Below are 12,161 nucleotides of genomic sequence, written 5' to 3' on the forward strand. Positions count from 1 at the left end.
TGTTATTTTTTTGCTTTTCTGATAGGTTTCGTTTTTTGAGGAGCAGGGGCTTGCTGCTCTTCCTGCTCCAGGAAGTTTTTCAGCGATTTCATTCTGCCTGTCCATAGTTGATGGTATTGTGCCGTCCATTCGTATACTTCGTTGAGCTTGTCCAGCCGTACCTCGCACAGGCGTTCTCTTCCCTGATGTTGTATGTTGAGCAGTCCGCATTCCGACAATATTTTCAGGTGCAGCGAGATAGCCTGCCGGGTTACATGAAACTGTTCGGCGATGGTATTTACATTTACCGGCTGCTGTGCGATCATATCTATTATAGCCCTTCTGGTGGGGTCTGCTATGGCCTGAAACACATCCCTTCTTGCTTCCATAATATGCAATCATTTGCTTGCAAATATATGTGCAAGTATTTGCTTGCGCAAATTTATTTTAAACTGAGGGAACAAAGGGGGAGGTGTTTACCAGAATATGTAATAGGGTACAGGAAAGTCATTTTCCCTGAATGCCTGCGGTACGGGCTGCTGAATGTTTTGTCGTGTCAGTATATTTTGCCAGGCTGCGAGTTCCCCGGGGTAGGCATCTGCAGGGCGCCATAAGGTGACCTGCGTATGCTCGTCTATCCAGTGTAATACTGTGCCCAATGCGCTGGTAAACCCTTCGGGTGTCCAGATGGCCGCCACTGCAATCGTTTCGTTGGAAAAAAGCCATATCTGTTGTTTACCGATGACTCCCGTCAACGGATGTACGATATAAGCCGGGTACCATTCCCGGTACGATAACCTGGAGACGTCGCAGTCGTTAGCTTTCAGGTAGTTTGTTGTCCAGCTGTCGCGGGGTTCTTCACGCAGATGCGCGGTATAATTTTCTATTCTGTGGATCTCATCTTTAAGCTGATGGTGGATTTTTTTTCCTGCCCTGGTAAGATGGCCGGTAAATGCATAGGTTCGGGTTAGTGCTACACTTATATTTATTTTTTATGTAGATGAACAAATACTGTTGTTTATCTACATAAAAAATAAATATACAATATGTTTACCTAAGCGCCTGATATCCGTCATTTCTTTTTCACGTACGCTGTCTGTAAATACGCATGGCTATAACATAAGCTACCAGCATGATACCGATACACCAGGCGAGGGCCACCCATATCTGCTGACCCACAGGCTGCTGGTACAGCAAGGCACGGATCGTTTCTACGATGGGCGTTACCGGTTGATGTTCTGCAAAGGCCCTCACAGGTGCAGGCATTGTTTTTACTGGTACAAAGGCGGAGCTGATCAATGGTAAAAAATGAATGGGATAAGCGATGGCAATAGCGCCATCCATCGTTTTTGCTGATAAGCCAGGAATGGCCGCTATCCAGGTAAGCATCAGTATAAACAACGTAAGAATGCCGGCTATGGCCAACCACGCGAGTATCCCTGCTGAAGAACGGAATCCCATCACCAGCGCCACCAGCACGATCACCACCAGCGACAGTATATTGGATATTACCGAAGTTAATACATGCCCCCAGAGTGCGGCAGAACGGGCAACCGGCATAGTATGAAAGCGCTCAAATATCCCACGCTGAACATCGTTGAATAACCGGTACGACGTATAGCCTGCACTGTTAGCAATGGCGATTAACAGGATACCAGGTAATAAATAATTGACGTACTTATCAGTGCCCGCGTTAATAGCGCCACCCAGTACATAAACAAACAGCAGCATCAGTGCTACGGGCATCAGCGTAACGGTGATAACCGTATCCAGACTGCGAAATACATGTCGCATGGAACGACCCAGCATGACACGCATATCCGTGAAAAAATAGGTTTTTACAGTTTCCATTTGATTTATTTTTTTGTACTGACAAGCGAAAGAAATATTTCTTCAAGGGTAGGTTGTTGCTCGATATATTGAATTTTGACAGGGGGGAACAACTTTTTCAGGGCCTCCAGGGTACCTGTTGCAATGATGCTGCCACCATGCAGTATCGCAATCATATCTGCCAGCTGCTCTGCTTCTTCCAGGTACTGCGTTGTCAGGAATACAGTGGTGCCGGCAGTGGCAAGCCCTTTTATGATATCCCATACCACAATCCTGGCTTCAGGGTCAAGGCCGGTGGTTGGCTCATCAAGGAAAATAAGCGGCGGATTACCGATCAGACTCATGGCAATATCCAGTCGCCTGCGCATGCCACCGGAATAATTGGCTGCCTTTCTGTTGGCTGCATCCGTTAATCCGAACCGCTGCAATAAATCACTCGCAATCTGCTGCGGTTGCGGTAAATGGCGTAGCCGTGCTATCATCACCAGGTTTTCCCGGCCGGTTAAAATCTCGTCGATGGCGGCAAACTGACCAGTAAGACTAATAGACTGTCGTACCTGATCCGGCTGCGTTACTACATCGAAACCATTGACCATGGCGGTGCCGCTATCCGGCTGCAATAAGGTGCTGAGAATTTTTATAATCGTCGTTTTGCCGGCACCGTTAGGTCCCAATAACGCGAATATGTTACCGGATTGTACCTGGAAGTCTACTCCGGTCAATACCGGGACGTCTTTATATGATTTTATCAGACCACTTACGGAAATGGCTATATGATTTTGTGACATATATGTATGATTATGCTGTTATCAAGGTGATACCGCTGACATCCGCCTTTCCATTCTTTAGAAATTCATAGGTCATCTTGTCTGCACGGCAGTTAACAAATCGTATAGGCTTCAACGTTCTACATTTAAAGAAAGTGTTAAGCAGCGTGGCATCCTGAAAGGTTACCCTGGAGAAATGGCTGTTCTCAAAATAACAATCCTGTACCGTACTGTTGATTACCAGGTCGGTGAGGTCGCTGCTTAAGAAGGATGTCCGCGTTAATTGAGCGTCGGTTATATCATTTTGCTGTATGGAGCTGATATTAAAAACGGTCCCGGTTAAATTGGCGCCGGAGAAGTTGCAATGCTTAATATGGCATCCTAGAAATTTAGCTGCTGAAAGGTCGCAGTTGTTAAAGCGATTCTGCATAAAGTAGGACTTCCCGATCTGGCTGTTGGAGATGTTGGAGCCGGAAAAGTCGCAGCCATCTATGGTATTACCGCTGAGTAGCAGTCCTGACAAATCTGAGCCTTCAAATTTGCAGTTTTTCATATTGGAAGAACTGAATTTTTCATGCAGGTCTTTTAGACCTGAAAAGTCAGCATCTACCCAGTTGCCCCGCGACATGTCCCAGTTCAGGGGCGTATTTTCAGTAGTGTTTTGCACAGCTGGTGCTTCAACAGTTGTAGTACTGCTGGTAGCGAATTGTTCCGAAAAATAATTCAGGTCAACGCCCAGTTGCTTTGCCAGCTGGCTGAGTGTGATAGCGTCCGGCACTGATTCGCCGCGTTCCCATTTGCCAACGGCCTGCGGACTGATAAACAGCCGTTCGGCGAGCTGTGCCTGGGAGAGGTTCATTTTCTTTCTGGCAGTGGAAATTCTATTACCTATCTTTTTGGCTTCCATAATGCTGTTTTTTTGGGTTTGTAAACGACAATACAAAGATATCCCGCCTGGAATCGATAACCGGCAAAATGCCCGCAACTCCTGGTTGTAAATCCGCTACTTCTGGCAGTTTTCTGACAACCGCTAGTTGTATGTGCTGATTTTCAACACATTTCAACTGCCCCGATTTAGCTACACCTTCACGCGATTGGGCTACAGTTCTCCGATGACCACCTCCGATCTTTGTACCATCAAAAAAGTAATAACATGCTGAAACAGGTGAAACTAGGGAGCCAGGGTTTAGTAGTTCCCGCTATAGGATTAGGTTGTATGGGGATGACCGGAATGGGAGAGATGGATATTTATGGTAAGCCGGATGAAAAGGAAGCCATCCGTACCCTCCACCGCTCCCTGGAGCTGGGAGGCAACTTCCTGGATACTGCGGACCTTTACGGGCCTTTAAAAAACGAAAGACTGATTGCCAAAGCCATCCAGGGTGGCCGGGATAAATGGATTATCGCCACCAAATTTGGCTTTGAGGTCAATGACCAGGAACAACTGACAGGCGCTGTCAACGGAAAGAAAGCATATGTAAAACTAGCCGCGGAAAGGTCGTTGAAGAACCTGGATACCGATTATATCGACCTGTATTATTTGCACCGGCTCGATACCAATACGCCTGTTGAAGAAACGGTAGCCGCCATGGGAGAACTGGTTAAGGAAGGCAAGGTGAGATATATCGGCCTTTCAGAGGTAGCATCTGCTACCATCCGCAAGGCGCATGCGGTGCATCCGCTCACCGCCGTGCAAAGTGAATATTCCCTGTTTGAAAGGGAAATAGAGCGCCTGGGCATCCTGGATACCCTGGAAGAGCTGGGCATTGGCCTGGTGGCCTATTCTCCCCTGGGACGTGGCTTTATCAGCGGCGATTTCAAAAAGCCGGAAGATATCCCTGAAACTGATTTCAGGCGGCATATTCCGCGCTTCCAGGGCGAACAGTTCTATAAAAATATAGCACTCCTGCGCCAGATCGAAGCGATGGCGGCAGAGAAACAGGTGACCACCTCGCAGCTGGCCCTCGCATGGGTAATGGCCAAAGGTCATGTGCCCATCCCCGGTACCAAGCGGGTGAAATACCTGGAGCAGAATATCGCGGCTGTCAATATCCGGCTGAACAGCGAAGAGCTGGCACTACTGGAAAGCATCATCCCCATCACTGCTGAAACCGGGGCTAGAATGAACGAAAGCGGTATGCAACAGGTAAACCTGTAATGATATACATTTGCCAGCGGCCAGATCCCCCGGATAATGGCCGCCATGCAGTAATTTTATGCTATGAAAGATCTGTCCCGCGTGGAGTTGCGTTCTATCTCCGAATACCATTCCTTTTATGGACTGGATAAGCCCATGCACCCGCTGGTGAGCGTGATTAATTATGCCGACTTCAAACAGCCGTCTGCCCTGCACCCACATAGTCTGCGCTACGGTATCTATTCTATCAACCTGAAAAAAAATTTTGACGGAAAGGTAAAATACGGGCAGCAATACTATGATTTCGATGAAGGCGTGATGACGTTCTATGCACCCTCCCAGGTGATTAACATCGAAGATGTAGGTATGAAACGACCCGATGGTTTTACATTAATCATTCACCCGGATTTTTTGCATGGCACTAACCTGATGACTAAAATACACGACTATGGCTTCTTTAGCTATGCTGCCAATGAAGCCTTGCTGTTATCTGAGCGGGAGGAACAACTGGTGGAGGGCATCTTCCTGAACCTGCAAAATGAAATCGGGGCTAACACCGACGTACATACGCACGACGTCGTATTGTCGCATATAGACTTGTTACTTAGTTACAGTAACCGTTTTTATAACCGCCAGTTTATTACAAGGAAAAGTGCCAACAATACGCTGGTGGCTAAACTGGAGGCAGTATTGCATAATTATTTTACCAGCGGCGAGGTGGTGAAATCAGGACTGCCTACTGTTCAGTACCTGGCAGCGCAGCTGAATGTGAGTGCCAGTTACCTCGGCGACATGCTGCGCTATCATACTGGTATGAATACGCAGCAACATATACAGCAGGTGATCATAGAAAGAGCGAAGGAGCTGCTGACCGCTACCAATCAGAGTGTAGCAGAAATCGCCTACCAGATTGGGTTTGAACATCCGCAGTCTTTCAATAAACTGTTTAAGAGCAAAACCAGTCTCTCTCCATTGCAATATCGGCAGACGTTTAATTAATAATTGTTAAAATGACAAATAATATTTTTACATTAGGCCTGTAAATTTTATTATTCCATATTATGAAGATGATCTGCCTTTTTTCCATCCTGCATTTTGCTGGTAGGGTTTAGGAAGATGATCACCAGATAAAGATTCCGGCCTATGCGTTCCATCATAATAAGGCGCCTGCTCCAAACCTGCTGCCTGTTGTTTATTTGTCTGCCGGCTTTCAGCCAGACCACTACCTTTACTGTTTTTGCAGATAAACCGGGAGCGGATATACAACCTACCATGTATGGGATATTTTTTGAAGACATCAATATGGGCGCAGATGGGGGCATCTATGCAGAGCTGGTAAAGAACCGGTCTTTCGAATTCAACCAGCCTTTGATGGGCTGGAAAGTAGAAGGAAAGCCGGTAGAAGGAGATATCCTGGTGCTGCACAGCACAGATTACAATAAATCAAATCCAAACTTCCTCAGGGTACATGTCGGCAACCGCCGCAAAGGTGAGCTGGGGCTCACCAACGAAGGTTTTAAAGGCATGGGTGTCCGCAAAAATATTACCTGTCATTTTTCGGCCAGGTACCGTACCGCCAACGCAGGAATCACCCTCCATGCGGAACTGGTAACGCCCGATGGAAAGTTGATCGCCAGCGCGGCAACGGCAATGTCGCCAGGTAACGGCAACTGGCAAACAACCAACATGGAGCTGCTGCCGGCGGAAGAAACACCTGCCGCCCGACTCACTATCTGGCTGGAAGGCAATGGCACGCTGGATCTGGATATGATCTCCCTGTTTCCTGCCAACACCTGGAAAAACAGGCCCAAAGGACTCAGAGCGGATATGGTGCAGCTATTGGCGGATATGAAGCCCGGTTTCCTGCGCTTCCCCGGCGGATGCATCGTGGAAGGAAAAGACCTGGCCAACCGCTTCCAGTGGAAGAAAACCGTTGGCCTCATCGAAAACCGCGAACTGATCATCAACCGCTGGAACACAGAATTCAGTCATCGCCTGACGCCTGATTATTTCCAGAGCTTCGGCCTGGGCTTCTTCGAATATTTCCAGCTGGCAGAAGACATAGGTGCCGCGCCGCTGCCCATCCTCAACTGCGGCATGGCCTGTCAGTTCAATACCGCCGAACTGGTGCCCATGGAAGAACTGCAACCTTATATCCAGGATGCCATCGACCTGGTGGAATTTGCCAATGGCCCCGCCAACAGCAGATGGGGGAAGGTCCGCGCAGATATGGGCCATCCCGAACCATTTCACCTTACCATGATCGGCGTTGGCAATGAAAACTGGGGTCCTCAGTATATTGAAAGAGCAAGGGAATTTGCCCGCCAGCTGAAAGCCGCCCACCCGGAAATAAAGCTGGTATTCAGTTCCGGTACCGACCCTGATGGCGCACGTTTCAATTTCCTCAATGATACCCTGCGTAAAATGAATGCCGACTTCATTGATGAACATTATTACCGCAGCCCTGAATGGTTCCTGGCCAATGCCAGCCGTTATGACAACTACCCGAGAACAGGCTCCAAAGTATTTGCAGGAGAATATGCCGCACATGAGCCTTCCTCTTTTGTGGGGGCCAGCCGTAATACCGCCCGTGCCGCCATTGCAGAAGCGGCATTCCTGACAGGGCTGGAAAGAAATGCAGACGTGGTGGAAATGGCTTCCTATGCACCACTGTTCGCAAATGCGGAACAATGGCAGTGGGCACCAGACCTGATATGGGTCAATCACCTGCAGGTGGTGGGAACGCCCAGCTACCAGGTACAGAAAATGTATGCACTAAACAAAGGAACGCAAACGCTGTCGCTCTTATCGGAGAACATAGCGGTGGCCGGCCAGGATAGCATCTACGCCAGCGCAGTGTATGATGCGCATACCCGGGAAATTATTGTAAAAGTGGTCAACGCCGGCGCGAAGCCAGTTACCAGGAATATAACGGTAAATACTAAACGTAAACTGGCCGGGAAAGTTGCTGTTACCACCTTGTCAGGTAATGAGCCAGATGCAGTAAATACCTTCTCGCAACAACCGGTGATGCCTGTAAACAGCGTAGTGGATATAAATAATAAGCGTATTTCCATTGAACTGCGGCCTAACTCATTTTCCATATTGAAATTCGGGACCAGGTAAGCTGGTCTCCCCCGGAAATAATTGTCTACCTGACAATAAAAATACCAATATACCCCCCTTATCAGCAGAATACCCCCCTGTTGTGGTAAGCCAGGTTAATGTAGATTGCTGATGATAACAAGGGGGGCGAATTCGTAATGCCCATTGTCTGTCAATACTTTATATCAACCAAATCAGGTACTGCTGATCTTTTATGCTTTCAATCCACGGGTATGAAAAAATTCCTGACCTACTGCTTACTGTTGATTGCCGCCTTTCTGCCAGTTGCTGCTGCCAGCAATACCAGTCATATCATTACCTACCTGGGCATGGAAAAAGGTCTGTCCAATAATGCCGTCCGCTGCATCTTCCAGGACCATAAAGGCTTTATGTGGTTCGGCACCTACGATGGACTGAACCGCTACGACGGCAACGTGTTTAAGGTATTCCGCAATAATTTCAACGACAGCAGCTCCCTGGTCAACAACTGGGTACTGACTATCAATGAAGATGTTCAGCATAAGCTATGGGTGGGTACCCGCCAGGGATTGAATGTCCTGGATAATGTTACCGGTAAGTTCAGCAGCGTATATTACCAGCTGCAAGGTTCGGGCAAAACAGCCAGGATTTCTGCTGTTGTCAGGGATATTAAGCGGGATGCCGGTGGCAATATGCTGATCGCCACCGAAAACCTTGGGCTGCTGATTTGTCCGGCAGGCAGCTACACCGCCCGGCAGGTACCGTTCTCCGATGGGAGCCGGCGCATAAATGCCTATGACGTGCCGGGTATCAGCATTGCGGATAATGGCGATACCTGGCTGCTGGTGCAGGGTAGAGGCTTGTGTATGCTGGATAAGAACGCAGGGCAGGTAAAGTTGATCAATAGCACCGTTGCCACAGCAGATTGTATCAAGGCCGACAAGGACTACCTCTGGATAGGTACACCCAACGGATTATGGAAATATAATATCGCAGCAAACCTGTACCAGGACTCATTTACAGAAGAAAATGGTAAACTGGCCTATAATAAGGTTGCAGGATTATATCTCGATAAATCCCAACAGTTGTGGGTGGCCACCAACGGTGGCGGGATCACGGTTATCCGCACTACAGATGGGGCGGTAACCGCGCAGATTCCCTGTGGTACCAATAATTATTCGCTTACCAGTAGCTCGGCCATCACCATCTTTGAAGACCTCGACGGCCGCAAATGGATAGGCACACTCAGGGGAGGGATTAATATCATCGATCCGAAGAAAGACCGCTTCCAGTCTGTGTTACAGGACACCCATCATCCGAACGGACTGGTCAGCAATTTCATATATGCTTTCTGTGAAACACCTGGCGGCGACATCTGGATAGGCACTGACGGTGGTGGGGTAAGCCGCTGGAACAGAGCTACCAGTGAGTTTACCAATTATGTACATCAAACCGGCAATGCTACAGCTCTCAGTGATAACTTTGTTACCAATATCCGCTGCGATGAAAACCAGCAGATCTGGATTTCTACCTTCTGGGGCGGTATCAATAGATATGATAGTAAAACCAATGCCTTCCGGCATTACAACCTGATAAACCCGGTATGCCGTACCGAAAGTAAAACAGTGTACCTCCTTTATAAAGATAGAAACAACGGCATCTGGGCCGGTACTTTCGGAAAGGGCGCCATCAACAGTGGCGCCTTGTACAGGTACGACAGCAGACAGGATAAGTTCCAGCTGTTTGATGCGACATTGCCGGACCTCTTCACCATGCAGGAAGACCGCGCCGGTAATATCTGGGCTGGAAATCTACGTAGTCTGATTAAAATAGATACACAAAATAAACACCATCAGGTATACACGCTGGGCAATCCTGTGCGCGCCATCCATGAAGATGCAGGCGGTAATTTCTGGGTAGGTACCGAAGGTGGTGGCCTGTTACGCTTTGATCCCGGTACAGGAAAGATCCTCCGGCGCTATACCACCAACGAAGGCCTCTGTAATAATGCCGTCCTGAATATCCTGGAAGATAAGGAGGGAAACCTCTGGATCAGCACCTTCTATGGCTTGTCGCGCTTCAATATCCAACAGCAGACATTTACCAATTTTTACCAGGGAGATGGACTGACAGGAGATCAGTTCAACTATAATGCCGCACTGGCGCTACGTTCCGGTGAACTGATGTTTGGTGGTATCAGGGGCATGAACATTTTCCATCCGGCAGATATTGTGCCTTCCGGTCAGCAACCCAAACTACTGTTTACGGATATACGAATAGACAACCAGCCTATGGGACAACGACCCGATTATATCAAAGATCGTATAGGCGACGAAGTTCACCGGCTGGAAGTACCCTATAGAAATGCTATTTTCTCCTTTGATTTTACCGCGCTCGATTTCTCTACGGCCAACAAAATTTCGTATGCCTATTATATGCAGGGCTGGGACAAATCCTGGAACCAGGCTGGCAATAACAGGATTGCGACCTACACACATCTGAGCAGTGGCCATTATACGTTCCGGGTGAAAAGCACCAACCCCGAAGGACAATGGATAGACAATGAAATCAGTATAGAGGTGATCGTATTACCGCCCTGGTACACGTCCTGGTGGGCGTTTCTGGTCTACCTGCTACTATTCCTGGGTGTGGTGTACATCTACCTGGTATATACTAACAGACAACGTAAACTGAAATACCAGGTGGCTTTTGCCAACATGCAAACGGAAAAGGAAAGAGAGTTGAACGAAAAGAAGATATCATTTTTTACCAATGTATCACATGAATTTCGTACGCCGCTGACGCTGATCATCAACCCCATAAAGGATATGATGGCAAAGGAAGAAGTGGTGGAACACCACCGGCAGGAGTTGAACCTCGTCTATAAAAATGCCCGCAGGCTGCTACGCCTCCTCGATCAGTTGCTGCTGTTCCGAAAGGCCGACAGTGATACAGACCATTTCAAACCGGCGCCGTTCAACTTTACGGAGCTTTGTCATGATGTATTTCAGTCCTTTGAGCAGCTGGCCCAATTAAGTAATATCACCTTTAATTTTTCGGCTAACACCGGGGAATTGTGGGTTTATGGAGATAGGGAGAAACTGGAGGTCGTGCTTTTTAACTTAGTGTCCAATGCCATGAAGTATACACCTCCCGGCGGAAAAGTCATGTTGAAGCTGCAACACCGGGAAGACACCCTTACTATTTTCATAGAAGACAGTGGCTGTGGTATCCCTGCGGGCACGGGCCATAAAATATTTGATAAGTTTTTCCGGGCAGAAGGAGAAGGCCAGCAGCCAGGCTTTGGTATTGGGTTGTACCTGGTGAAGCAATTCACGGAAATGCACCATGGCAAAGTAGATGTGGAAAGCAGGCAAGGAGGAGGCACCGTTTTCAGGATCACTTTTCCGGGTACTATCGTGCAGAAAAATAGCGGTACTAACGGAAACGACTATCCTGAAAAAAATAAGTACACACAAGAGATGACCGCCGAATTGGAAGAGAAGGAAGCAGGTACAGAGCAGGACCCCGGCGCTATCATCAGCCTTAAACGTACTATGCTCATTGTAGATGACGACCCGCAGATACGGCAGTACATTTCCGGCATGTTTAAGGCGGCCTTTCATATAGTGGAGGCAGGAGACGGGAAAGAGGGATTGGAAAAGGTGACTGCATTGGTACCTGATATCGTAATCAGTGATATTAAGATGCAGTTGATGTCGGGTATAGAGTTATGTAAAGCGATCAAGAAAAGTCCGGCCCTGAACCATATCCCGGTGATATTGCTGACCGGCAGTGCTGCGGAAGACAGTAAGCTGGAAAGTGCGTCCATCGGCGGTGATCATTATATCACCAAGCCATTTGAAAAGGACTACCTGATGGCCACCGTGCAAACCGTGCTGCAAACAATTGATAATCTTCGTAATTACTTCCTCAATGAAGTGACCCTCCGTAAAAATGAATTAAAGATCCCTGGCCAGTACCAGCAGTTTGTAGAAAGATGTATCGCCATTGTAGAGGAAAACCTGGATAATGATGCATTCAATATCAAGGTGCTGGCAAGGGAAATAGGTATGAGTCATTCTTCTGTTTATAAAAAGATAAGGGAAGTATCGGGTGAGTCGCTGCGGGGCTTTGTACGCTTTGTCAGGCTGCGAAAGGCGGCGGAGCTGATGATCAATACCAGTCTTAATGTAAATGAAATAGGATTCCAGGTAGGTATCAATGATGTGAAATATTTCCGGGAACAATTTAATAAGGTATTCGGGATGAACCCCTCCGAATATATCAGGAAATACCGGAAAGTATTTAGCCCAAAATTCAAACTGGAAAAACCCGGGAAAAAATCCTAAAACACCCCCCTT

At 47.8% G+C, this 12,161-nt stretch carries 9 protein-coding genes; 4 read left to right on the top strand and 5 right to left on the bottom strand.

The window, feature by feature from the left end:
• Nucleotides 1–2: 2 nt before the first annotated feature.
• From F3J22_RS20690 to F3J22_RS20710, 5 genes are all read right to left on the bottom strand, one after another.
• Nucleotides 3–368 (bottom strand): helix-turn-helix transcriptional regulator, encoded by a 366-nt coding sequence (locus F3J22_RS20690; RefSeq protein ID WP_167019835.1) that lies wholly within the window; start codon nt 366–368, stop codon nt 3–5.
• An 87-nt stretch (nt 369–455) separates the two neighbouring features.
• Nucleotides 456–968: a DUF4132 domain-containing protein gene (locus tag F3J22_RS20695; protein ID WP_167020760.1), complete on the bottom strand. Its 513-nt coding sequence runs from the start codon at nt 966–968 to the stop codon at nt 456–458.
• 94 nt (nt 969–1,062) lie between these two features.
• Nucleotides 1,063–1,830, bottom strand: a complete 768-nt coding sequence (locus F3J22_RS20700) for an ABC transporter permease (RefSeq protein WP_167019836.1) — start codon at nt 1,828–1,830, stop codon at nt 1,063–1,065.
• A 5-nt stretch (nt 1,831–1,835) separates the two neighbouring features.
• Nucleotides 1,836–2,597 (bottom strand): ABC transporter ATP-binding protein, encoded by a 762-nt coding sequence (locus tag F3J22_RS20705; RefSeq protein ID WP_167019837.1) that lies wholly within the window; start codon nt 2,595–2,597, stop codon nt 1,836–1,838.
• Between the two features lie 10 nt (nt 2,598–2,607).
• Nucleotides 2,608–3,483 (bottom strand): pentapeptide repeat-containing protein, encoded by an 876-nt coding sequence (locus F3J22_RS20710; protein WP_205195483.1) that lies wholly within the window; start codon nt 3,481–3,483, stop codon nt 2,608–2,610.
• Between the two features lie 246 nt (nt 3,484–3,729).
• Here F3J22_RS20710 and F3J22_RS20715 point away from each other — a divergent pair, with 246 nt between their 5' ends.
• The 4 genes from F3J22_RS20715 to F3J22_RS20730 all read left to right on the top strand — a co-directional run bounded on the left by F3J22_RS20715 (nt 3,730) and on the right by F3J22_RS20730 (nt 12,149).
• Nucleotides 3,730–4,734, top strand: a complete 1,005-nt coding sequence (locus F3J22_RS20715) for an aldo/keto reductase (protein ID WP_167019838.1) — start codon at nt 3,730–3,732, stop codon at nt 4,732–4,734.
• Between the two features lie 63 nt (nt 4,735–4,797).
• Nucleotides 4,798–5,712: an AraC family transcriptional regulator gene (locus F3J22_RS20720; RefSeq protein ID WP_167019839.1), complete on the top strand. Its 915-nt coding sequence runs from the start codon at nt 4,798–4,800 to the stop codon at nt 5,710–5,712.
• A gap of 144 nt (nt 5,713–5,856) precedes the next feature.
• Nucleotides 5,857–7,839: an alpha-L-arabinofuranosidase C-terminal domain-containing protein gene (locus tag F3J22_RS20725; protein WP_167019840.1), complete on the top strand. Its 1,983-nt coding sequence runs from the start codon at nt 5,857–5,859 to the stop codon at nt 7,837–7,839.
• A 212-nt stretch (nt 7,840–8,051) separates the two neighbouring features.
• Nucleotides 8,052–12,149 carry a two-component regulator propeller domain-containing protein gene (locus tag F3J22_RS20730; protein ID WP_167019841.1) on the top strand — a complete coding sequence of 1,366 codons (4,098 nt, stop codon included), beginning with the start codon at nt 8,052–8,054 and terminating at the stop codon, nt 12,147–12,149.
• Nucleotides 12,150–12,161 lie beyond the last annotated feature (12 nt).

This window comes from Chitinophaga sp. Cy-1792 (assembly GCF_011752935.1).
Lineage (GTDB): Bacteria > Bacteroidota > Bacteroidia > Chitinophagales > Chitinophagaceae > Chitinophaga.